We start from the raw sequence: 23,422 nt of genomic DNA, 5'->3' as shown, positions 1-23,422 counted from the left end.
ACTCAGCCCAGCCGCCCCAGCACCGACACCGCCGCCACGCTGTTGAACGGGGCGCCGCCCAGATTGTGAGTCAGGCCGAAATCAACCTGCGCCAGTTGCCGCTCCCCCGCCCGGCCCAGAAGCTGGGTATAGACCTCGTAGGCCATGCGCAGACCCGACGCGCCGACGGGATGGCCGAAACATTTGAGGCCCCCATCCACCTGGCAGGGCACCGCCCCCGTCCGGTCATAGGCACCATCCAGGATGTCGAAAACCGCACGTCCTTCGTCCGACAGGCCCAGATCCTCCATGGTCACCAGCTCGGTGACGGAGAAACAGTCATGCACCTCGGTCAGGCCCAGTTCCCGCCTGGGGTCGTTAATCCCGGCCTCGGCATAGGCGCGGGCGGCGGCGGCGCGGGTGTTGCGCACATAGGACCCGTTCCATTCGCCATACTGGCTTTCCCAGCCATTGCTGGCTGAAAGCTGGATGGCCTTGACCGTCACCAGATCGCGCTTGCCCAGGCTTCGCGCGATCTCCGGCGTGGTGATGATGGCGCAAGCCGCCCCGTCTGATACGCCGCAGCAATCAAACAGCCCCAGCGGGTCGGCGATCATGGGCGCCGCCAGGATCGTCTCCATGGAAACCGCCTTGCGCAGATGCGCCTTCGGATTCAGGACACCATTCTGGTGGCTTTTCCAGGAGACATGTGCCATCGCCCGTTTCAGGTCCGCCGCAGCAATGCCGTGACGGGCGGCATAGGCACCGGCGAGTTGCGCGAACCCGCCGGGGGCGGAGCCGTAAGGCATCCACAGATCATTGGCCACACCTTTGGTCCGCAGGGGCAGGCCGCCATAACCGGTGTCCTTCAGCTTCTCCACTCCCAATGCCAATGCGATATCCACCGCCCCGGCCGCCACGGCATACGTGGCTGCGCGCAGCGCCTCCGTGCCTGTGGCGCACATATTCTCCACCCGTGTCACCGGGATGGTTTGCAGGCGCAGGGCATGGGCCAGCGGCAGGGCGGAATTGCCGACATTGATGTCATCCAGCGCATTACCGATCCAGGCGGCCCCGATCTGTTTCCGATCAATGCCGGAATCCAGCAATGCCTCCTGGAAGGCGTCGACCATCAGGTCTTCGGCCCCCTTGTTCCAATGTTCGCCAAAGGGCGTGCAGCCCATGCCGATGATCGCCACGCGATCCCTGATGCCCGTTGCCATCATTTGCTCTCCTGGCTGGTGGCCAGCGGCGGCCGTTCCAAGGGTGCTGCCTTCCAGAAATAGGTGCGGAAACCTCGGCCGCGATCCTGGGCCTTGATGCGCAGATGCATGCGCACCGCGTCGCCCACTGCGAAGCCAGCGGCCGGCCGATCGGTGAATTCCATCATGACGCGAGCGCCATTGCCGAACTGCACCAGCCCGAAATCGAACGGCGGGTCGGGCGTATAATTCAGCCGGTCGGCGGTGGCCGACACAATCCGCGCCGTCTCGTCGGCCAGCCGCACGTCGGTCAGTACTTCCGGTGCCGTCAGGCCGGGGTTCACGGGAATACGGCTCTTGGGGAACTGCACATTACCCTGGCTGTCGCGCCCACCGACAAAACCGACCACATCGCGGCCATGGCGCTCCAGCACGGTCGCCTGCGCCTTCTGTTCCACCTCCGCCCGCATGCCCCAGGCCAGATCCAGCGCCCCTGACAGGTTCAGGAAGCGGGTATAGTCAACCAGCTTATGACCATGATGCAGTGCGGCCTCCAGGGCTGCCGCGCCCGGCACCGGCCCGGTCACCTCGAACAGCAGGGCGTCACAGCCACTGCCGAACCCGGCCAGCAGCACGATATCGCCCGGCCGCGCCCGGCCCAGTGCCAATCCAAATCCATAAAGCGCCTGCGCCGTGCCCAGATCGCCCGCCAGCAACGACAGTTCCGAACAGGCATTGGGCGCCGTCAGGCCAACGGCGCGGGCAAGTGCGGGCCAGACGCCGGTCAGCGGCTCCGGTACGGCGGCCTGGGCAATGGCATCCGGCGGCACTCCAAGCTTGGCACAGACAGCGCGGATGGCAGGCGCCAGGATCTCCGACACCGACATTTCCCGCACGAACCGTTCCTCATACGCATAAGGAACGGGCTGGTCGCGGCTGGTGTAATAATCAATGAAATCATGGCTGTGCGAGACACCGCCCAGATAGCGGACAGGACCGGCATCGGCCACCCGTATTGCCGCTCCGCCATCGCCGAAACTCAGTTGCTGGCTGCTGCCGGCCTGGGTCTGCCGTTTCTCCCCCGCCGCCACGATGGCTTCGCCGGGGGCGTCCAATGCCCGCAGCAGGGCGCTGGTGGCGGCACGGCGCGACCCGCCCACATCCAGGCTGCGCACCGTGCGGGGCAAAGCTAGTGCATCCACCATCAAGGCGGCCTGCGACCGTTCGGTAAAATAGGCGGAGGTTGAGGCGAAGGTCAGGTCCCCGCCCGCAAACCCCTCCACCAGACCGCGCGCCGCCTCCACCGCCAGGGTCAGGGCATCTTCGTCCCAGCCGGCGACGGCGCGACTGCCCTCACGCGGGCCGCCAAGCCCTGACCAGCGCAAGGCCGACGCCGCATTTCTGCGGTCCAGCCGCAAAGCCGGCAGGTAACCGCCGACGGAATGGACATACCTTCCCATCATATCCCATCCGGGTCGTTATCATATTTGCGAACGCGATATTCCGTCGTTCGTTCAGCTTTCTTGACACCAATCGAAAAATTTGTAAAGTGGTTCACTATCAGATTGACCACAGCACACAGCACCAGCACAAAGACCGCGCGCAACCAAATCAGGATGGGGAAGGCCGCCAGATGAGAAGCGATATTTTCAGACAAGATGCGCTGGCCGGGAAATCCATCCTGGTGTCCGGCGGGGGCAGCGGCCTGGGGCGGCAGATCGCCCAGGCGCTGGCCGCCAAGGGCGCCACCGTCCATATCTGCGGGCGCCGTCAGGCATTGCTGGATGCAGCGGCGGCAGAGATTTCGGCCGAAACCGGGTCCAGGGTGATCGGCCATGTCTGCGATATCCGCGACGCCGACGCCGTCGACGCCATGATGGATGCCATCTGGGTCCATGGGCCGCTGACTGGGCTGGTCAATAATGCCGCCGCCAATTTCATCGCTCCGACCAAGGATCTGAGCGCGCGCGGCTTCCGCGCCGTCACCTCCACGGTCATGGATGGCAGCTTCCACCTGACCCTGTCGGCGGGAAAGCGCTGGATCGCGCAGAAACTGCCGGGATCGGTGGTCAGCAACCTTGTCACCTGGGTGTGGACGGGGTCGCCCTTTGTGGTGCCGTCGGCCATGGCCAAGACGGCGGTGCATGCCATGACCATGTCGCTGGCGGTGGAATGGGGCCCCTATGGCATCCGCCTGAACGCCACCGCCCCCGGCCCCTTCCCCACCGAAAGCGCCTGGGAAAAACTGAACCCCATTCCCGACGCGCAATCGACGGCGACAGGGTGCGAGACGGTGCCCATGCGCCGCTTCGGCAAGATCGCGGAATTGCAGAACCTGATCATCTTCCTGATGTCGGATGCCTGCGATTATCTGACGGGCCAGACCATCGCCATTGATGGCGGACAGCACCTGGCCGCCCCCAGCACCTTCGCCGACCTTTCCCGCATGAGTGACCAGCAATGGTCCGACGCGCGGACCGCCATCGACAAATCCACCGTCCAGGCCAAGGCCGCCCGCACCACGGGCTGATGCCGACCGGCGTGTCTTTTCTTCTGGAGTCCAACAATCATGATCAAACGGTCCATATTCCGCGAGGAACATGAGATTTTCAGACAGACCGTCCGTCGCTTCGTGGAGCGGGAGATCGTGCCTTATCATGCCCAATGGGAGCATGACGGCATCGTCCCGCGTGACCTGTGGCTGAAGGCGGGAGCAGAAGGTCTGCTCTGCTGTACCGTGCCGGAAGAATATGGCGGGCTGGGCGGTGATTACCTGTTCGACGTGGTGGTGTTTGAGGAATTGTGGCGTGTCGGTGCCAGCGGCCCTGGTTTCCTGATCCATACCGATCTGGTGGCCACCTATATCCTGTCCTTCGGCACCGACGCGCAGAAGCGCCACTGGTTGCCGAAAATGGTGCGGGGGGAGGCTATCGGGTCGCTGGGCATGACGGAACCGCACGCCGGCAGCGACCTGAAGGAAGTGCGGACCCGCGCCACCCGCGACGGCGATGATTTCATTATCAACGGACAGAAGGTCTTCATCTCCAACGGCCAGCTTTGTGATCTGGTGGTCTTGGCCACCAAGACCGACAGTGCGGCGGGTGCCAAGGGTGTGTCCCTGTTCATCGTGGAGGGGGACCGGCCAGGGTTCCAGCGCGGCCGCAACCTGGAAAAGCTTGGCATGAAGGCGCAGGACACCTCAGAACTGTTCTTCGACAATGTCCGGATACCTGCCACCAACCTGCTGGGGGTGGAGGGCCAGGGCTTTCCGCAGATGATGACCAAGCTGTCACAGGAACGGCTGGCCCAGGCCATCCGGTCGGCGATGGTGACGGAGGTGATGATCGAGTGGACGGTCGATTACACGGCCGAGCGCAAGGCCTTTGGCCAGACCATCGCCGATTTCCAAAACACGCAGTTCGTGCTGGCCGACCTGAAGGCCCGCGCCACCATGGCACGGGTGTTCACCGACCGCTGTATCCAGCTCTTCATTGATGGCGAACTGGATCCGGTGGATGCCGCCATGGCCAAGATGGTGACATCGGAGCTGCATTGCGAGACAGCGGACAAGTGTCTGCAACTGTTCGGTGGCTGGGGCTACATGTGGGAATATCCCATTTGCCGCGCCTATGCCGACGCCCGGATCGTGAAGATCGCCGGGGGTTCCATCGAGATAATGAAGACGATTATCGCCCGCGAGATGTTCAAAGGCCGGCTTTCCCCCCGCAAGGCTTCCTGAACGCACACTCGCGAAATGCCTGGAAATCCGCTAATGGGAGGTCAGTGTTGACCAGTCTGGACCTTCCAATCATGCTCAAGGATTTGAACAGCAACCTGCGATTTGGTTTCCTGGTTCACGATGTCTCGCGCCTGCGCCGCATCGTGGTCGACAGGGCCCTTAAACCGCTGGGGATCACCCGTTCGCAATGGTGGGTATTGGCCTTCCTGTCGCGACGCGACGGTATGACCCAGACCGCGCTGGCCGCTGATCTGGACCTGACCAAGGTGGCGATCGGCGGCCTGATCGACCGGATGGAAACGGCGGGTTTTGTCGTACGCCGCGCCGACGAGGCCGATGCTCGTGCCCGCCGTGTCTATCTGACCCGGGCCGGCATGAAGATGGTCGGTACCATCCGCGAGCATGTGGATCAGGTGGAAACGGAAATCCTGGCCGGCATCAGTGATGCCGACCTTAACCAGGCCGCCCTGACCCTGCGGACCATGAAGGCCACGCTGCTGGCCATGATCGGCAATGAGGGTGAGGCGGACAGCAACAATGACGCGATCCCCGAATGACAGGGGGATGAAGGAGGAACTGTGCGTGGTTTGAAGGACAAGGTGGCCGTCGTCACCGGTGGCGGGCAAGGCATTGGCCGCGCCCTGTCGCTGCGGCTGGCCCAGGAGGGATGCAAGGTCGCCATTTTCGACCTGAAGCCCGAGGCAGGCGAGGAAACCGCCCGTCTGGCCGGCCCCGATGCCACCATCCGGACCTGGGCCGTGGATGTGGGCGACTATGATGCGGTTGCCACCGCCGTCGCCGCCGTGGAGAGCGAGCTGGGCCCTGTCTGGACCCTGGTCAACAATGCCGGCTGGGACCAGCCGATGCCGTTTTTGAAGACCGACCGGGCGCTGTGGGACAAGATCATCCGCATCAACCTGCACGGCCCCCTGAATACCCACCATGTCGTGGCCGCCCGCATGGCCGAGCGCGGCGGCGGCCGCATCATCAACATTGCGTCCGACGCCGCCCGCGTCGGTACCAGCGACGAGGCCGTCTATTCCGCCTGCAAGGGCGGTCTGATCTCCTTCACCAAATCGGTGGCGCGGGAACTGGCGCGCAAGAATGTGCTGCTGAACTGCGTCTGCCCCGGCCCGACCAACACGCCGATGATGGCTGCCGTGTTGGGAGAGGGCGAACAGGCCCTGAAATGGAAGGACGCCATGGTGCGCGGCATCCCGCTGAAGCGCATGGGCGAGCCGGAGGATTATGCCGGCATGGTAGCCTTCCTGGCGTCGGACGACGGCGCGTACATCACCGGCCAGGCCATTTCCATCTCCGGCGGCATGAACATGGTGTGAGGGTCGCCCCCTCCGCCTGCCCCCAAACCATCGACAGCGAGCGATATCATGACCATCCCCGCCTTCGAGGACATCATCTATGAGGTGCGCGACCGCGCCGCCTGGGTGATCATCAACCGGCCCAAGCAGTACAATGCCTTCCGCGCCCAGACGATCGAGGAACTGATCAAGGCGTTCCAGATCGCCGCCCATGACCGCAACGTCTCCTCCATCGTGCTGACCGGTGCGGGGGAAAAGGCATTCTGCACCGGCGGCGACCAGAGCGCGCATGAAGGCCAATATGATGGGCGCGGCATTGTCGGCCTGCCCATTGACGAGTTTCAGTCGATCATCCGCGATGTGCCCAAGCCCGTCATCGCCCGGGTCAACGGCTTTGCCATCGGCGGCGGCAATGTCTTCGCCACCCTTTGCGACATGACCATCGCCGCGGATACTGCCAAATTCGGGCAGGTAGGGCCAAAGGTCGGTTCCGTCGATGCCGGCTGGGGCACCGCCCTGCTGGCCCGCCATATCGGCGACAAGCGCGCGCGGGAAATGTGGTTCCTGAACGAGATGTATACGGCCCAGCAGGCGTACGAGATGGGGCTGGTCAACAAGGTCGTGCCCATGGCCGAACTGGACGAAGCTGTGAAGGCCTGGACCGATATCCTTGCCGAGCGTTCCCCCACCGCCCTGGCGCTCGCCAAGCGGTCCTTCAATGCCGACAGCGAGAATATCCGGGGCATCAGCCTGTTGGCGCTGAACACGGTGAAGCTGTTCTACGAGACGGAGGAGAGCAAGGAGGGCGTGCGGGCCTTTACCGAAAAGCGCAAGCCCAACTTCCATGATTTCGTGAAGTGAGATGGGGCCGCTCCGCATCGAGCCGAGCGATTTGATGCAGGTGCTGCCGCCGGGCGGCCTGACCCTGCTGTCAAGCTGCTCGACGGAATCTTTGGTGCTGCATGACGCGGTCACCCTGGCCGGGGATGCGCTGGGGGCCATGTGCTTCACCGGCATCTTCGTCCCCGGCCTGAACCGGCGGACCTGGCTGGCGGGGCAGGAGTGCCGCTCCCTCAGCTTTTTCATGACACCGGAATTGAAGGCGGTGGGCGACCGGGTGACGTTCCTGCCGCTCTGTTACGCCGACATCCGCGCCCTGCTGCGCCGCCGGGCGATCAGCGCTGCCCTGTTCATGGTGACACCGCCGGACGCGGAGGGCTGGTGCAGCTTTGGCCCCGCCGTGGACTTCCTGGCGGAACTGTGGCCGCAAATCCCCGTGCGCATCGCCCATGTCAACCCGCTGCTACCGCGCACGCCGGGTCACCGGGGCATCCCCTGGCGGGAACTGACCGCCTGTCTGGAGGGGGGGCAGACCCTGCTGGGGATGAAGGACGATGGCGGCGATCCCGTGGCCGCCGCCATCGCCCGCCATATAGCACCCCATGTGCCCGATGGTGCCACCCTGCAGACGGGCCTGGGACGCATACCGGGGGCCGTGCTGCGGGCACTGACGGGGCATCGGGACCTGCGCTTCCATACCGGCCTGATCGGTGATGGGGTGCTTGACCTGATCGATGCCGGGGCATTGGCCGCCGGTGCGTCGGTCACCGCCGGCGTGGCCATCGGCAGCCAGCGCCTGTACGACCGGGTGGTGGAACCCGCGTTCAATTTCCAGCCCGTGGCCGTCACCCATGATCCGCGCATCCTGGGCGGTATCGACCGGCTGGTGACCATCAATTCGGCCATCGAGGTCGATCTGTTCGGCCAGGCCTATGCCGAATTGACGCCCCGCGGCCTGATGTCGGGGCCGGGCGGGGCCACGGATTTCGCGCGCGGTGCGCGCATCGCCCATGGCCTGCGCATCGTGGCCCTGCCGTCCAGTGCCGATGGCGGGCGCATCACCCGCATCACGGGTCCGGGTATGGCGGCCGGGCCGGTGTCGCTGTCGCGCACAGAGGTGGATCTGGTCGTCACTGAACAGGGCGTGGCCGACCTGCGGGACAAGGACCATGCCGCCCGCGCCGCCGCCCTGATCGCCGTGGCCGATCCGGCACAGCGCGAGGGGCTGGAACGGGCCTGGGCCGAATATGCGAAGCGGCTGTAGCGCCGTAGGTCAGGTCGAGGCGAATGCCGAGCCCTGACAAGCGACAATGTCAATGAATGTCAGGGCTCGCCTATGGCTCGACCTGACCTACAGTGAAGGGCAACAAGGGGAAACGCCGTGAGCAAAATCATCATCAGCTGCGCCATCACCGGCTCCATCCATACCCCCTCCATGTCGCCGCATCTGCCGGTTACGGCGGCGGAGATCGCGGAGTCCGCCTTGGGGGCCGCAGAGGCAGGGGCCGCCATCGTGCATCTGCACGCGCGCAACCCGGTGGATGGCCGTCCGGACCAGAGCCCGGAGGCGTTCGAACCGTTCCTGAAGGTGATCAAGCAATCCAGCAACGTGGTCGTGAACCTGACCACCGGTGGATCGCCCTATATGAGCGTGGAGGAGCGGGTGAAGCCGGCCGCCGTCTGGAAGCCGGAAGTGGCCAGCCTCAACATGGGCTCCATGAATTTCGGCTTGTTCCCCATGCTGAAACGCTACAAGACCTTCCAGCATGAATGGGAACCGGCGATGCTGGAGGGCAGCCACGATCTGGTCTTCCGCAACAGCTTCAAGGATATCCGCTACGCGCTGGAGACCCTGAACGCCACCGGCACGCGATACGAGTTCGAATGCTACGACACCAGCCACCTCTATAACCTGCATTATTTCTGGCAGGAGGGGCTGGTGCAGGCCCCACTGTTCATCCAGACCTGCTTCGGCCTGCTGGGTGGTATCGGTGCGCATCCCGATGATGTCATGCATATGAAGCGCACGGCCGACCGGCTGTTCGGCACCCATTACCGCTGGTCGGTACTGGCCGCCGGACGCAGCCAGATGCCGGTGGCCGCCATGGCCGCGTCGATGGGCGGGCATGTGCGGGTGGGGCTGGAGGACAGCCTGTGGTTGGACAAGGGCGCGTTGGCGAAAAGCAACGCCGCCCAGGTCACACGCGTGCGGCAGATCATCGAGGGGCTGGGCCTGGAAGTCGCCACCCCGGACGAGGCGCGGCAGATCCTGGCCCTTAAGGGCGGCGACAAGGTCGCCTTCTGATCCATTCCCTGACCGCTGAGGAAATCCGCCATGTCGCTGGACATCCCCGTCCTTGAACAGTTCCGTGTCGAACCCACGGATCACGGCCTCGTCCATCTGGTGTTCGATATGCCGGGCCGGACGATGAACGTGTTTTCCAACGCCGCCATCCATGAACTGGGCCGCTTTGCGGCCTGGCTGGGTGCCGCCGATCAGGTACGCGGCGTGGTCGTGCGCTCCGGTAAGGCGTCAGCCTTCTGTGCAGGCGCCGACCTGGGGGAGTTGGGTGTGGCCTATGACATGATTGTTGCTGCCCCGCCCCGCGACCGGTTCAATATCGCCTTCGAGCATTTTTTCCCGTTGAGCCGCGCCATTCGTGCCCTGGAAACCGCCGGTAAGCCTGTGGCCGTCGCCATCGCCGGGCTGGCCCTGGGCGGGGGCTGTGAGCTGGCGTTGGGCGGGCATTATCGGGTGCTGGTGGATGATCCGCGCGTGGCCGTGGGTCTGCCGGAATCCCTGGTCGGCCTGTTGCCCGGTGCCGGCGGTACCCAGCGGCTGCCCCGACTGATTGGCGCGGAAGCAGCATTGCCCGTGCTGCTGGAGGGCCAGCGCCTGTCCGGCGGCGCGGCCCTGGCATCGGGGCTGGTGCATGAACTGGTGCCGGCAGGGGAAGAAGTGGCCGCCGCTGAGCGCTGGCTTCTGTCCGATGCCGCCCATGCCTCACAACCCTGGGACCGGCCAGACCATGTTCCGGTGACACCGGGCACCATCGCCGCAATCATTCCACCTCGGCGGGAACAAATGATGGCTGCGACACAGGGCCACTACCCCGCACCGATCGCCATTCTGGACTGCGTGGAACAAGGTCTGGCCCAGCAGTTCGACGCCGCCATCCGCACGGAAATGTCGATATTCGCCCGTCTTATCCAGCGCCGCGAACCGCGCGACATGATCCAGACCCTGTTCCTGGGCAAAACCGACTACGAGCGCGCGGTGAAGCGGGGAACCCTTACCCCTGCCCTGACATCGGCCATTGTCACCTTGAAGCCGTTGGCCGCCACCCTGCCGGCCTTGCTGGCGGCGGCTTCCCCGTTGCGCGACGGCCTTACCGAGGCCGAACAGCGTATGGCCGATTACGCCCTGGTGGCAGAAGCGGGCTTTCCGGCCTATCTCGGCGGACCGTTCGCACAGTTGCGAAATTAGACATCACCCTTCCGCTTGCGTCCTTTCTTCGCCAATGGCGACGGTACCAGCGGTACCGGTTTGCCACTATGCGTTGCATCATGGATGTTGCGCATGAAGGCCTTCAGGCGCAAAACGCCAAAGAAATCAAGCATCTGCGGCAAGGCGATCTGCAACATCGCCGCCCCTTCATCCGCGGTGATCCGCCCTTCCGTACGCTCCAGGAACAGCCGGGCCTCATTGGCCGCGACATATTCGGACGCGTCACGATAATAGGCCAGGATCTCCGGCGGGAAGCCGGTGCCCTCCATGAAGCCCGCTTCGCGCATCTGGCCCCATATCTCCACCAGGCGCGCATCGCTCAGGCTCAGTTGCGGGCCGTCGCGCCCCTCCATGATGGTAACCAGATTGATGGAGGCGAAGACCTGGGCATCATGACCGGCATGGGGAAATTTCTGCGCCAGGGTGGCGATGGAAACGGTGCCATGCTCGTATCCGACCCTGATGGCCACCAGATGCTCCAGATGCTGGAGAGCGCCCGCCTCCACCCGGCGTTCAGCCGACTGGCCGTTCAACATGGCCTTGATCTGCGGCAGGGTCAGGCCGCTGTCCTTCTGCAGGTCGCGGACGGTCAGGATGGACCGGACATGGGTCTCATCATAATCGGCGACGTTGCGGGCCCCACGCACGGGTTCCGGCAGCAGCCCGTGCCGGAACAGCACGCGGATGGTTTCCCGGTTCACGCCCGTTCGGGCTTCCAATTCACGCATTTTCATGGGTGGTGACCATAGCGGGGAGCAATAGGCATGTCAGGCGCTTTCATATCCCGCGGGGCAAGAGATAGCGAGATTAGTATAGTGATTTACCGATTCATCTGTTGTGCGGTTGGCATTATTGCGTATAGTCTATACGTGAAATGGCCAGTCCCTCGACGAAATTCGAGCGAAGACGATGAGGCCGGTCCGGGGCCAAGCCCCAGGGAGGACAAGGATCATGGACTATCTGCGTTACTACACCGCCGTGCTGATACAGCTCGCCGCCGCGGCCGGCTTCATTGCCGGTGGCGACTGGGTCTGGGCCGGCATCGCGTCGCTGCCCGTGCTGGGGCTGATCGACAGTGTGCTGCCCAACGATTTCGCCACCCGCCGCACCCCGGCCAAGGGGCTGGCCGACATTCCGGTCTGGCTGTCCTCGCTGCTGGGACCGGCGCTCTATGTGCTGGCGGCCCTGTGGGTGGCGCGTACGCCCGATATCACCGCCTGGCAATATACGGGCGGCATCCTGTCCCTGGCCTGGATGAGCGTGGTGCCCCTGGTCCCGGCCACGCATGAGCTGTACCACCAGCGCGGCAAGCTGCGCCGCTTCATCGGCCGCTATTGCCAGATCTGCTATCTGGACTGCACGCGGGAGATCGCGCATGTGGTCGGCCACCATATCGACGTGGCCACAGTGAAAGACAGCGATACCGCCCCGCGCGGCACCAGCCTTTACGTCTTCACCCCCCGCGCCGTGGTACGCAGCACCATCGAATCCCTGACCACCGAATGCGACAGCCTGGAAAAGCAGGGATATGGCCGCTGGTCCATCCGCCACCGGCTGTGGAAGGCCATCCTGGCCCAGGTGATCTTCCAGTCGCTGGTGTATTATATCGGCGGCTGGCAAGCCAATGCCGTCGTCCTGGCCGGCATGGTCGGCGCCCGCTTCTGGGTGGAGAGCTTCAACTATTTCCAGCATTACGGCCTGGTCCGCGTGCTGGGCACGCCCATCACCCGCCGGCATGTCTGGAACCACCTGAAGCCGCTGTCGCGCGTCATGGGCTATGAAATCACCAACCATGCCGACCACCATACCAACAGCTACGCCGCTTTCCATGAACTGGTGCCCGACCGGGAATGGATCCCGATGCCCAGCGTCTTCGTCTGCTTCTTCTCCGCGCTGATCCCGCCGCTCTGGCACCATTTCGTCATCATGCCAGCGCTGCGCCGCTGGGATAATGAACTGGCCACCGCCGGGGAACGCGAACTGGCGCGGGAACAGAACCGCCGGGCCGGCTGGCCAGACTGGTTCGACGATGCCCCGGCCAATGCGCATCTGAAGCCGGTCTGAGCACTCCACAGACCGCCCAAGGAAAAGGGCCGCTCCGTCACCGGAGCGGCCCTTCCGCATGTTCAGACCTCACTGGCTGAAGAAGATGCCGCCATCGACCACGATGTTCTGGCCGTTGACATAGCCGCCGTCGCCGCTGGCCAGCCAGATCGCTGCCCCGGCAATGTCGCCCGGTTCCTGCGGCCGGTCGATCAGGCGCATGGTGGCGGCCGTACCCTCGAACGCCGCATGCTGCTCGGTGTTGGCCATGGCATTGGCCGAATGCACATAGCCGGGGGAAATGGCATTGACCAGGATGCCGCTCTTGGTAATGCCCAGTTCACGGGCCATAGCCCGGGTCATGGCGGCCACCGCCCCCTTCGATGCCACATAATGCAGCATGAAGGGGATGCCGACATGGGCGATGACGGACGCGATGTTGATGATGCGCCCCCCGCCCCGCGCCCGCATGGAGGGCAGCACGGCGCTGGCGCACAGCCACGGACCCATGACATTGACATCCATCAGCCGGCGCCAGGCATCAACCTCGATATGCTCCATGGGCGTATAGTTCAGGCCCGTGAAGATGGCGGCATTGTTGATCAGGATATCGACGCCGCCGAACCGTTCCACGGCGTGTGCGGCCATGGAAAGGGTGCTGGCCTTATCGGAAACGTCGGTGGTCACACCACTGACATTGCCGCCCATCTGGGAAGCGGCCTCTTCCGCCCCCTTGATGTCGGCGATGACGATATTCGCCCCCTCGCGCTGAAACAGTTCGGCGGTGGCGCGGCCAATGCCGGTCGCGGCACCCGTGATGATGGCGGTCTTGCCTTGCAGACGCATGTCCTACCCCTTTGATTTATGGTGTTTATCAATCGAGAAGTGCGCAGATCGACTTGGTTTCGGTGTACATCAGCACCCCTTCTTCGGAGACCTCGCGGCCCCAGCCGGATTCCTTGAAGCCGCCGAACGGCACGGCCGCATCGACGATGCCGTGGCAGTTGATCCAGACCGATCCGGCCTGCAGCGCCTTGGCCGTGCGATGGGCGGTCTTCAGGTCGCGGGTCCAGATATTGGCAGCCAGGCCGTAATTCGTGCTGTTGGCGGCTTTCACCACTTCGCCCATATCGTCGAACGGTTGCACGGCGATAACGGGACCGAAGATTTCCTCCCGCACGATTTTCATGTCGGGATTGGCATCGGCGAAGATCGTGGGCGCCACGCCATAGCCCTGCTCGCCCACGGCGACGCCGCCCGTGACCAGCCGCGCCCCCTCTTCCTTTCCGCTTTCGACATAGCGCAGGACCCGATCCTGCTGCGCCTTGGACACCAGCGGCCCCAGCATCGTGCTGGGATCGCGGCCATTGCCCACGGGGAAGGACTGGGCCACCTGTGCCAAGCCTTCCACAACCTTTTCATAGACACTGCGATGGGCACAAAGCCGGGAAGCGGCGAAACAGACCTGGCCGGAATTGAAGAAGATGGCCAGGGCGGCCGACGGAATGGCCTGCTCCAGGTCCGCATCGGCACAGATGATGGATGGCGATTTGCCGCCCAGTTCCAGGCTGACCCGCTTCATATTGCCCAGCGCCGCCTGGGCAATGCGCTTGCCCACAGCGGTGGAGCCGGTGAAGGCGATCTTGTCGACATCCAGATGTTCGGCCAAGGCCTGGCCAGCTTCGGATCCGTAACCGGTAACGATATTGACCACACCCGGCGGCACACCCGCCTCATGGATGATCTCCACCAGCCGCAGGGCCGACAGGGGCGTCACCTCCGATGGCTTCAGCACAACCGTGCAGCCCGCCGCCAGCGCCATGGCGATCTTCCAGGCGGCCATGGCCAGCGGATAGTTCCAGGGCACGATGGCCCCCACCACGCCCACCGGCTGGCGCAGCGTATAGGCGTGATATTGCCTTCCATCAAAGGACACGGGCAGCGTCTGTCCGGTGATCTTGGAACACCAGCCGCCCATATAGCGGAAAATGTCGATGGTGGCCGGCAGGTCCAGCAGCTTGGCATGGGCCACAGCCTTGCCATTGTCATAGCTTTCCAGCAGGGCCAACTCGTCGGCGCAGGCTTCGACCCGCCGGGCGATATCCTCCAGCAGCCGGCCGCGATCCAGCGGGCGCATCCGCGACCAGGGGCCGTCCTCAAAGGCGCGGCGGGCGGCGGAAACGGCCAGGTCGACTTCCTGCTTGCCACCGGCTCCGACCTGGGCAATGCAGCTGCCGTCGGCCGGGTCCTCGACATCGATCAGGCGACCCGAGGAGGCCGCCACCCATTGCCCGTCGATCAGCATCTGCCCCTTGGGCGTCCGGATCAGTTCCTGGGCTGTCTGCATGTTTCACTCCCTTGATTTTGTTTGGTTAAGGCTTCGTGCCGGCTGCTTTCGTGCCGGCATCGGTGAACTTGTCGTAATGGATGTCATCCAGGGGAATACCGGCCGGCAACAGGGCGGCGACGGCCGCGTCGATCATGCCCGGCGGGCCGCACATATAGGCCTGGGGGGCCGCGCCCAGCCACTCCAGGGCAGCCCCCACATGCGCCGTCACGAAACCCGACCGCAGGTCCGGCACGGGCGTTTCCGACAGGACGGGCCAGAAATCGAAACGACCCTTCCAACCCTGGGCGATGGCGGCGATCTGCTCCTGGCAATAAAGGTCGCGCTCGCCTCGCGCGCCGAACAGCAGCAACGCATCGCGCGCCACCCCCCGGGCCAGTGCATCTTCCAGCAAGCTCATCAACGGTGACAGGCCACTGCCCCCGGCGATGCACAGGATTGGCCCCTCTCCTGGCCGCAGCCGGAAATTGCCGTGCGGCCCGTCGATGGTGAAATCCACCGCCAGCGGATCGCCCGCAAACAGCAATTCGGAAAAGGCCCCGCCCGGTACCCGGCGCACGAAGGCACTGACCTCCGCGCGGCCATCAGACACCGGCGCGTCGCAGAAGGAATAGGAACGGGTGCCGTCCAACCCCAGCCAGCCGATATTCATATATTGTCCGGCGACATAGTCGATGGGCGTATCCACCCGCCACGTCACTTGCTTGATGTCGTGAGTCAGATCGCGGATGGCACTGATGCGCCCACTGGTGCGCACCGGCACCGGCATCTCGCGGTCCGGAATATCCACCGCCACCGTCACATTGCCGCGCGGCAGCGCCTGGCAGGCCAGAATGTAGCCCTGCGCCAGTTCCTCACGGCTCAGCGTATAGCCGAACGGCGTGATGGCATCGACCTTGCCGGACACCAGCTTGCTGCGGCAGGCGCCACAGGTGCCCACGGTGCAATCATGCGGATAGGCGATCTTCTCCTTCAGCGCCCGTTCCAGGATGGTCTCGTCCTTGCCGGGCGTGAAGCACCGGCCGGAGGGCTGCAAGGTGACGGTCGCCGGGGTCCCGGCCCCGAACAAGGACTTCAACCAGGACATCATTTCCCCTCTTGGCGCCGCTCTTGTCGACGGGCGGTTCCGCCGGCGGCCAATTTAATAAACATGTTGACATATCGTCCCTATACACTATTTTGCGTATGAAGGTCACGCAAAATTAATCAGGCATCAATGCCTAAAAGCCAACAGCGTGACGGGAGGAGACATGTCCATGAGAGCGTTTCACGCCACCCATTTGCTTGCCTTGACCACGGCACTCGGCACGGCGGTGCCGGTCCTTGCCCAGCAGGCGCCGGTATTGGAGGAAATCGTGGTCACGGCCACGAAACGGTCGGAGAATTTGCAGCTGGTCCCCGTTGCCGTTTCCGCCCTGTCCGCCACCGATCTGGCGGAACAGGGGGTTTTCGAGACCAGCGATCTCAGCGCCAAGATGCCGAACCTGCAGGTTTCCTCGGCCTATGGCTCGCAGCAGCCCAATTTCTCCCTGCGCGGCATCGGCGTGGGCACAGAATATAATGCCAATGCCGCCTCGCCCGTCGGCGTGTATGTGGATGAAGTCTACCAGACCTTCCGCTCGTCACACGGGCAGCAGTTGTACGACCTTGAGCAGATCGAGGTAGTGCGCGGCCCGCAGGGCACGCTCTATGGCCGCAACACCACCGGCGGTGCCATCAATTTCATCACCCGCAAGCCGCGTCTGCAGGGCAGCAACGGCTATCTCACCGTCGGCTACGGACGCTTCAACCGCTTCAATGTCGAAGGGGCGGTGGAGACCACGCCGGTGGAGGACAAGCTGGGCCTGCGCCTGGCCGGCACCTATGTGCATGCCGATCCCTATATGCACAACCGGCTGGCCGCGGGGCTGAACAAATCGTCCCCCAACCTGCCGGACGCGGCGGCCTTCGGCAACCAAGCCACCGGCATGGATCCGGGCGGGCCGGAAACCTATGGCCTGCGCGGCACGGTGCGGTTCAAGCCGGCCGAGAAGATCGACATTACCCTGAAAGGCTACGCCGCCAAGACGAAAGCCGGACAGGAGGTACCGATCAATACCGGCCCATCCCTGACCAACGATACGGTCAGCCTGCGCACCACCCCGCTGGGTGCTCTCTATGGTTCCCCGCTGGCCGGCATCCTGCCGCCGGACTATAGCCGCACGGCGCGGGGCATTGGCGACCGCGAAGTGGAATCCGATGGGGTGAACGACGCGCTGACCCGATCGGAGGGTGCGGTGCTGAATGTCCGTGCAGAACTGTCCGACGATCTGAACCTGATCTCTGTCAGCGGATATGACAGCGGCCGTTATTCGCAGTCGCCGACCACCGATTGCGACGGCACACCAGCGCGGGCCTGTACCATCGGCTATGACAGCCCGTTCAAGGCGGTGAACCAGGATGTCCGCCTGGATTGGGACGCCGACCGGTTCAAGCTGATCGTCGGTGCCTATTATGGCTGGGACCGGATGCATTCGATGAACCGGCCGGACTTTTATAACTTCCTGTCCGACATCCGCAAGGCGGCGGGCCTGCCTGCCACCTACTTCAATCCCGGCGGTGCCTTCAATGGCACCTTGCTGCCCGTCGACGCGCTGCCCACCGGCATCCGTGGCACCCAGGAATTCGTGCAGACCCGTAAATCCTATGCGCTTTACAGCGAAGGCAGCTTTGAGCTGACCGACAGTCTGAAGCTGACGGCCGGCGCCCGCTACACCTGGGACAAGTTCGCCTACACCGACGCGCTGTCGATCTTCTACGACGATACCGGTGCCCCGCGTCTGGTCACCGTGTCCGGCTATGCGCCGGGCGGGGTGGAGCAGCCCTACATTATCGGCGTCTCTCCCGGCAGCTATACACCGCTGGAACGCCGCGCCACCTCCTCCAAGCCCACCGGCCGCGTCGTGCTGGACTGGAAGCTGGATGACGACGTGATGACCTATGGCAGCTACAGCCGGGGCTATCGCGGCGGCACCTATAATGGTCTGGCCTATCAGGCGTCGCAGCAGGTCTATTTCGTGCCGCCGGAAACGGTGGACGCCTATGAGGCCGGTATCAAGTCGCGCTTCCTGGACAACCGCCTGCAGGTCAATGCGTCGGTTTTCTACTATAACTACAAGGGCCAGCAGGGTCAGATCGTGGATCAGTCGGCGACGGCCAACCTGATCAGCCTGGACGGTTCCCTGAAAGGGTTCGAGGCGGAGATTGAATATGTGGCCAGCGACACGCTGCGCCTGAATGCCGGTCTGGGTCATCTGGACAGCAAATATGACAAGAATGGCTGCCCCACCACCACCCTGGCGGGCTTCCTGCCACAGCAGGGCAATTGCCTGCGTTCGGCCGTCGGCAATGTCGATATCGGCGGCAACCCTTTCCCCTATGCCGCCAAATGGTCGGTGACGGCGGGGTTCGACTGGGACGTGGTTGAACTGCCAAACGGCAAAGTGACCCTGAACGGCGATGCCAGCTACACGGGCCGTTTCTATTACGACAGTTTCGGTGCCTATGACTATGTCAGCCCGAACAGCGCGGTGCATTCCCGCGATCTGGCCAAGGGTGTGTTCCATAAGGGCGAGGGCGATTACATCATCGCCAATGCCCGCCTGTCCTACATCGCCGACGATTATACCGTCGCGGTCTGGGTCAAGAACCTGACCAACAAGCTCTATTTCCCGTTCGGCATCAATCTGGAAGGTAATTTCGGCTCCGACTATCGCATCCGGTCGGCGCCGCGGACCTTCGGCGTGGAAGCCACCTACCGGTTCTGATCCCGGCCCATCCATCCAGTTCAAGAGGAATGGGGCGGGGACCGTTCTCCGCCCCAAGGGAGGCATATATGGTCGATGATTTCAGACATGTCCGTTTCTGCGCCTGGAACGGCATGATCTTCATGGCGGTCTTCATCCTGTTCTGGGGGGTGATGGGACACAATATTCCGCCCTGGGCCGGCGACATGCCGGCCAAGGTGGTTGCGGACTGGTTCAAGGCGGAACAGAACATCATCCGCACCGGCATGGTCATTTCCATGACCTTCACCGTCTGTTACTGCGTCTGGGGCCTGGCCATCGGCAAGGTCATGCGCCATGTCACCGGCCCCCACTCCATCCTGCTGGAATTGCAGATCTGGGGCGCCGGGCTGACCGTGGTGCCGGTGCTGGTCTCCAACTCCTTCTGGCTGGCCGGCGCCTATCGGCCCGAAGCCCTGCCGGACGAGACCTTGCAGATGCTCTATGATCTGGCCTGGCTGCTGATCGATCTGGGCTATTCGGTGACCAGCGTGCAGATGATCGCGTTGGGCGTGGGCTTCCTGCAGGACAAGCGGGAAAAGCCGCTGATGCCGAAATGGGTCTGTTGGTATTCCATCTGGGTCGGCTTCATGTTCACGGCCGAATGCCTGATGCCGTTTTTCAAGACCGGGCCATTCGCGCGCCAGGGCATCCTGAACTACTGGATCGAATTCTCGATCTTCTTCATCTATGCCCCCATCATCACCTGGTACATCCTGAAGGCCATCCCGAGGCTGGAACGGGAGGTGGCGGATGCAGGCGCAAGGGCTTAAACGCGCGGGCCTGCCGGGCGACCCCGGCCTCTGGGTCTTCATCCTGGCCGACATGACGGCGTTTGCCCTGTTCTTCCTGCTGTTCACCCTGGGCCGGATGGGTGATCCGGCCCTGTTCGAGCAATCCCGGCTGGCGTTGAACCCGACCTTCGGCATCGCCAACACCCTGATCCTGCTGACCAGTTCCTGGATGATGGTGCAGGCGGTGGAGGCGGTGCGGGCAGGGTCGCGGCCCCGGGCCATCCTGTTCCTGGTTCTGACCATCGGCATCGGCCTGGGCTTCGCAGTAACCAAGGTCCTGGAATATGCCGGTAAGATCCAGGCGGGCATCACCATGCTCACCAACGATTTCTTCATGTATTACTTCACCTTCACCGGCATCCATTTCCTGCATTTTATCATCGGCATCGGTGCCCTTCTGGTCACCCTGGCCAAGGTACGGTCGGCCCCCATGGATGACGGCCTGCGCCGTTGGACGGAATCCGTCGGCTGCTACTGGCACATGGTCGATCTGCTGTGGATCATGCTGTTCCCGATGCTTTACCTGCAGAGGCTGTCATGAGTGCGGCGGCAAGACATCTGGCCGCCACCGGACCCTGGGCGCTGCTGGTCATCGCCACCCTGGCCAGCGGTTGGCTGACCCATGACCTGACCGACGGACGCTGGTCCACGGCCCTCGTCATTCTGATAGCGGCCGCCAAGATCCGGCTGGTCGTGGTGCATTTCATGGAAGTGACCTGGGGACCCCGTGCCTGGCGCCTGGCGCTGGAAATCTGGGTGCTGCTGGCCACCGCCATCATCCTGGGCGGCTATCTGCTGCCATCCTCCTGATACTGATCGGAGCCCAAGGATATGTTCGATCCCACCCTTCTGGCGCGGCCCGGCCTTGCGATCGACGATGTGCATGATGGCCGCCACCGCCTGGACGACAACCCGCTGGCACGGGAATCCGTACCCTATCTGGTCAACCTGCCCGACCTGGGCATCGGTTTCTTCACCTATACCTGGGTGAACGGGGCCGGGGCCGCCGGTGCCGTGCTGGTGATCTTCGGTCCCGGCGTCGGGGCGGAACCGGTGCAGGTGCTGCTGCCCGACCGGCCCGTGCCCGCCGACATGGATTTCAGCGACTGGCGCATTGATCAGTTCAGTATGCGCCAGGACCTGGCCTTCCGCCGCGCCGACATCCGCTGGGAAAGCCCGCGCGCCCTGGTCGATTTCCGGTTCGAGGCGTTTCACCCGCCCTATGCCTATGGCGCGCACAAGGATGGCTGCCCCGCCTATGCCGCTATCAACCGCATTGAACAGAGCGGACGGGTAACAGGGAAACTGGTGCTGGACGGGCGGGAGATCGCGTTGGACACGTTTGGCCACCGCGACCATAGCTGGGGCACGCGCGACTGGCGGGCCATGCAGCATTACAAATGGTTCCAGGGTCAGGCAGAAGGCGACGTGTCCGTCCATTTCTGGCAGTTGCAGGCCCTGGGCCGGATCGAACTGCGCGGCTATGTCCACAAGGATGGCTTGCTGGCGGAGGTCACCGACCTTGCCATCGACTGGCAGCCCGACGCGGAGTTCAAGCACCGCGCCTATCAGGCCCGGTTGCTGGATGAGGCCGGGCGGACCACGCATGTAGAGGTGGAGGTCTTCGCCCATTATCCACTAGTCCCCGACCCCGCTCTGGTCCTGCTGGAAGGGCCGGGCCGGGCGCGGATCGACGGGAAACCCGGCCTGGGCTGGATGGAGATTGGCTGGCCCACCGACTATCTGTCCCATATCCGCGCCCACGCCCCCTATCGCAACGGGGGGCCGGCATGAGCGAACCGGACATGGAACCAAGCCTGCGTCGCCTGCTGCAACAGCGGGCGGCCCGGCGCGGGCTGCCGCCCTACTCCGCACGCCGTGACGCGGATGTGCAAACGGCCCTGGAGCGGTTTTTCGCCATCCAGCGGCCGGGCGCCACCATCCGCGGGCTGGTCCGTGTCGGCGGTGGGGCGTCAAAGGAGCAGTTCTTCTTCGACCTGACCGCCCCTGACGGTAGCAGCCAACGCTGCGTCCTGCGCATGGACCCGCTGGAGGCGATCACCGAGACCGACCGGCAGCGGGAATTCACCGTGCTGAAAGCGGTGCAGCACATCCTGCCCGTGCCAGAGCCACTCTGGCTGGACGCCGACGGCTCCTGCTTCGGCCGTCCCGCCGCCATCATGGCGCACGTGAAGGGCGTGACCAAGCCCAGCGGGTCGGAATTACGGGTCAGCGGTCTGGGCACCCGTCTGGGGCCGGGTCTGCGGGAGAAGCTGCGCCAGCCCTTCCTGGACCATCTGGTGGCGTTGCACGCCCTGGACTGGCGGCGGGCCGACCTGTCCGGCTTCGCCGCCCCTGATGCCGACCCGCAGCAGGCGGCGCGCTGGACCCTGAATTACTGGCGCGAATTGCTGCGCATCGACCGGGTGGAATATCTGCCCATCGTGACGCTGGCCGAACAATGGCTGTTGGACAATATCCCGTCCTGTACCGCCGGCGACCTGGTCCTGACCCATGGCGATTATCGCACGGGCAATTACCTGTTCGATGAAGCAGAAGTCCGCATCACGGCGGTGCTGGATTGGGAACTGGCCCGCATCGGCGACTATCACGAGGATGTGGCATGGGTGCTGATGCGTATGTTCGCCACCTTCGATGACGGACAGTTCCGGGCCGGCGACCTGTTCGGGCGCGACGAATTCATTGCGGCTTACGAGGCCGCGTCCGGCCGGCACATCAACCGCCGCACCCTGCATTTCTACGAGGTACTGAGCACCTGGAAATGCTACGTCATCGTCGCCGCCAACGGCGTTTCCGTGGCCCGCGCCAAGCACAACCATCAGGATGTTCTACTCACCTTCCTGGCAGGGGCAGGGCCGATCTTCACGGCCGACCTCTGTCGGCTTCTGAAAGAGGAGCAGGCAGCATGAACCCCTCCATCGATGATCGGCTATCCAGCATTATGCGCGCCATGACGGATGTGATCCTGCCGGCCCTGCCGCCGGATGCCGGGCTGGCGCGCGAACAGCTTCAACTCTGCCTCGGACATCTGTCCATCCTGCGCCCCCATATCGATGGCTGCCTCAGTTTCGAACAGGAAGCGCTGGACGATGCCGCCCGGCTGGCCGCCGGCCTGCTGGAAGCAGCCGGGGCGCAGGGCGTAGCACCGGAAAGCCTCACCCCCTTGCGCAACCTGCTGCGGGAGGGAAAGCCGCGGGGGGACAAGGAGGCGATCAACCACGCCATCTGCGACCTGCTGGAGGATCACCCTGCCCTGTCCCGTCAGGTGCAGGCCCTGGTCATCGCCCATGAACAGGAGCGGACCACCAAGGACCGCCGCTGGTTCGCCCCCATGGGCTTCGACCGGGAGTTTTCCGCCTGATCCCGGCATCATTCATGATCTTAACGATAAACATCCACACCGATTCTCGCTCCGTCTGCGAATTGGATCACCATCGTCGATACCGCCCCTCCTCAATCCCGAAAAGCCAGAAACAAGCAGGTTTCCCCCTGACCGGAAAGGCGGAATTCGGTACCGGCATGGAATTCAACCCCTTTCCTTTCTCCCACCTTGGCCGCGCCGCCGATCCGTCCGGAACCGGCGGCGCGGTTCTTTCTTTTGACCCAAGCGCAAATCGTAAATCAGTTGACAATATATGTCGATGACCTAGAGTGAAGCTCCCCGATGCAAGGCAAGCCCGCAACCATGAAGACGGGCCGGATCAGGAGAGGAAACTTAAGGCATGGCAACCGGATCATTATCCAGAGGGACCGTCCTCTGATCCCCTTCATGGCAGGCCCATGGACCCGCTCTCGTCTTGAGGGGC

Annotated in this window: 22 protein-coding genes; 16 read left to right on the top strand and 6 right to left on the bottom strand. The window is 63.9% G+C overall.

All coding sequences use genetic code 11. The features are described 5' to 3' along the window. Positions 1-2: 2 nt before the first annotated feature. Positions 3-1,202: an acetyl-CoA acetyltransferase gene (locus AC1Q7F_RS23940; protein ID WP_492511055.1), complete on the bottom strand. Its 1,200-nt coding sequence runs from the start codon at positions 1,200-1,202 to the stop codon at positions 3-5. Beyond that, positions 1,202-2,641: a hypothetical protein gene (locus AC1Q7F_RS23935; RefSeq protein ID WP_492511054.1), complete on the bottom strand. Its 1,440-nt coding sequence runs from the start codon at positions 2,639-2,641 to the stop codon at positions 1,202-1,204. Before AC1Q7F_RS23935 ends, AC1Q7F_RS23940 begins: the two co-directional genes overlap by 1 nt. A gap of 173 nt (positions 2,642-2,814) precedes the next feature. Here AC1Q7F_RS23935 and AC1Q7F_RS23930 point away from each other — a divergent pair, with 173 nt between their 5' ends. From AC1Q7F_RS23930 to AC1Q7F_RS23895, 8 genes are all read left to right on the top strand, one after another. Continuing rightward, entirely contained in the window at positions 2,815-3,711 is an 897-nt protein-coding gene (locus tag AC1Q7F_RS23930) for an SDR family oxidoreductase (protein WP_492511053.1), read from the top strand. Between the two features lie 39 nt (positions 3,712-3,750). Continuing rightward, complete coding sequence (locus tag AC1Q7F_RS23925; RefSeq protein ID WP_492511052.1) at positions 3,751-4,920, top strand: acyl-CoA dehydrogenase family protein; 1,170 nt, start codon at positions 3,751-3,753, stop codon at positions 4,918-4,920. Positions 4,921-4,991: 71 nt separating this feature from the next. Then, positions 4,992-5,477 carry a MarR family winged helix-turn-helix transcriptional regulator gene (locus tag AC1Q7F_RS23920; RefSeq protein WP_492511051.1) on the top strand — a complete coding sequence of 162 codons (486 nt, stop codon included), beginning with the start codon at positions 4,992-4,994 and terminating at the stop codon, positions 5,475-5,477. A 21-nt stretch (positions 5,478-5,498) separates the two neighbouring features. Further along, positions 5,499-6,260, top strand: a complete 762-nt coding sequence (locus AC1Q7F_RS23915; protein ID WP_492511050.1) for a glucose 1-dehydrogenase — start codon at positions 5,499-5,501, stop codon at positions 6,258-6,260. A 48-nt stretch (positions 6,261-6,308) separates the two neighbouring features. After that, complete coding sequence (locus AC1Q7F_RS23910) at positions 6,309-7,100, top strand: enoyl-CoA hydratase-related protein (RefSeq protein ID WP_492511049.1); 792 nt, start codon at positions 6,309-6,311, stop codon at positions 7,098-7,100. A gap of 1 nt (position 7,101) precedes the next feature. After that, complete coding sequence (locus tag AC1Q7F_RS23905; RefSeq protein WP_492511048.1) at positions 7,102-8,343, top strand: acetyl-CoA hydrolase/transferase C-terminal domain-containing protein; 1,242 nt, start codon at positions 7,102-7,104, stop codon at positions 8,341-8,343. A gap of 117 nt (positions 8,344-8,460) precedes the next feature. Next, complete coding sequence (kce, locus tag AC1Q7F_RS23900) at positions 8,461-9,384, top strand: 3,5-dioxohexanoate:acetyl-CoA acetone transferase (protein ID WP_492511047.1); 924 nt, start codon at positions 8,461-8,463, stop codon at positions 9,382-9,384. 30 nt (positions 9,385-9,414) lie between these two features. Next, positions 9,415-10,566, top strand: coding sequence for an enoyl-CoA hydratase-related protein (locus AC1Q7F_RS23895; RefSeq protein WP_492511046.1), 1,152 nt, complete (start codon positions 9,415-9,417; stop codon positions 10,564-10,566). On the opposite strand, the gene AC1Q7F_RS23890 is transcribed toward AC1Q7F_RS23895, so the two are convergent. Further along, positions 10,563-11,321: a MerR family transcriptional regulator gene (locus tag AC1Q7F_RS23890; RefSeq protein WP_492511045.1), complete on the bottom strand. Its 759-nt coding sequence runs from the start codon at positions 11,319-11,321 to the stop codon at positions 10,563-10,565. The two genes, AC1Q7F_RS23895 and AC1Q7F_RS23890, sit on opposite strands and share 4 nt — an antisense overlap. A 217-nt stretch (positions 11,322-11,538) precedes the next feature. Between AC1Q7F_RS23890 and AC1Q7F_RS23885 the strand changes: the two genes are divergently transcribed. After that, the gene (locus AC1Q7F_RS23885; protein ID WP_492511044.1) at positions 11,539-12,651 is read left to right on the top strand and encodes an alkane 1-monooxygenase; all 1,113 of its coding nucleotides are present in this window, start codon (positions 11,539-11,541) and stop codon (positions 12,649-12,651) included. Between the two features lie 69 nt (positions 12,652-12,720). On the opposite strand, the gene AC1Q7F_RS23880 is transcribed toward AC1Q7F_RS23885, so the two are convergent. Genes AC1Q7F_RS23880 through AC1Q7F_RS23870 form a run of 3 tightly spaced genes read right to left on the bottom strand, consistent with a single transcriptional unit; the run spans position 12,721 to position 16,064 of the window. Then, positions 12,721-13,476: an SDR family NAD(P)-dependent oxidoreductase gene (locus AC1Q7F_RS23880; RefSeq protein WP_492511043.1), complete on the bottom strand. Its 756-nt coding sequence runs from the start codon at positions 13,474-13,476 to the stop codon at positions 12,721-12,723. A 28-nt stretch (positions 13,477-13,504) separates the two neighbouring features. Beyond that, positions 13,505-14,977 carry an aldehyde dehydrogenase family protein gene (locus AC1Q7F_RS23875; RefSeq protein ID WP_492511042.1) on the bottom strand — a complete coding sequence of 491 codons (1,473 nt, stop codon included), beginning with the start codon at positions 14,975-14,977 and terminating at the stop codon, positions 13,505-13,507. 25 nt (positions 14,978-15,002) lie between these two features. Further along, positions 15,003-16,064, bottom strand: a complete 1,062-nt coding sequence (locus AC1Q7F_RS23870; protein WP_492511041.1) for a 2Fe-2S iron-sulfur cluster-binding protein — start codon at positions 16,062-16,064, stop codon at positions 15,003-15,005. Between the two features lie 169 nt (positions 16,065-16,233). Here AC1Q7F_RS23870 and AC1Q7F_RS23865 point away from each other — a divergent pair, with 169 nt between their 5' ends. From AC1Q7F_RS23865 to AC1Q7F_RS23835, 7 genes are all read left to right on the top strand, one after another. Beyond that, positions 16,234-18,783: a TonB-dependent receptor gene (locus AC1Q7F_RS23865; RefSeq protein WP_492511040.1), complete on the top strand. Its 2,550-nt coding sequence runs from the start codon at positions 16,234-16,236 to the stop codon at positions 18,781-18,783. A 68-nt stretch (positions 18,784-18,851) separates the two neighbouring features. Beyond that, positions 18,852-19,574, top strand: coding sequence for a hypothetical protein (locus tag AC1Q7F_RS23860; protein WP_492511039.1), 723 nt, complete (start codon positions 18,852-18,854; stop codon positions 19,572-19,574). After that, entirely contained in the window at positions 19,555-20,136 is a 582-nt protein-coding gene (locus AC1Q7F_RS23855; RefSeq protein ID WP_492511038.1) for a cytochrome c oxidase subunit 3, read from the top strand. Before AC1Q7F_RS23860 ends, AC1Q7F_RS23855 begins: the two co-directional genes overlap by 20 nt. Then, positions 20,133-20,405, top strand: coding sequence for a cytochrome C oxidase subunit IV family protein (locus AC1Q7F_RS23850; protein WP_492511037.1), 273 nt, complete (start codon positions 20,133-20,135; stop codon positions 20,403-20,405). The genes AC1Q7F_RS23855 and AC1Q7F_RS23850 overlap by 4 nt, the downstream gene beginning before the upstream one ends. A gap of 21 nt (positions 20,406-20,426) precedes the next feature. Next, positions 20,427-21,389: a DUF7064 domain-containing protein gene (locus AC1Q7F_RS23845; protein ID WP_492511036.1), complete on the top strand. Its 963-nt coding sequence runs from the start codon at positions 20,427-20,429 to the stop codon at positions 21,387-21,389. Then, complete coding sequence (locus tag AC1Q7F_RS23840) at positions 21,386-22,525, top strand: phosphotransferase family protein (protein ID WP_492511035.1); 1,140 nt, start codon at positions 21,386-21,388, stop codon at positions 22,523-22,525. The genes AC1Q7F_RS23845 and AC1Q7F_RS23840 overlap by 4 nt, the downstream gene beginning before the upstream one ends. Beyond that, positions 22,522-22,977, top strand: a complete 456-nt coding sequence (locus tag AC1Q7F_RS23835) for a hypothetical protein (RefSeq protein ID WP_492511034.1) — start codon at positions 22,522-22,524, stop codon at positions 22,975-22,977. The genes AC1Q7F_RS23840 and AC1Q7F_RS23835 overlap by 4 nt, the downstream gene beginning before the upstream one ends. The last annotated feature ends 445 nt before the right edge of the window (positions 22,978-23,422 follow it).

This window comes from Niveispirillum sp. GW835-FHT14G11 (genome assembly GCF_058793615.1).
The sequence above is the reverse complement of the archived record's forward strand: the minus strand, read 5'-3'. Positions and strand labels throughout refer to the sequence as shown.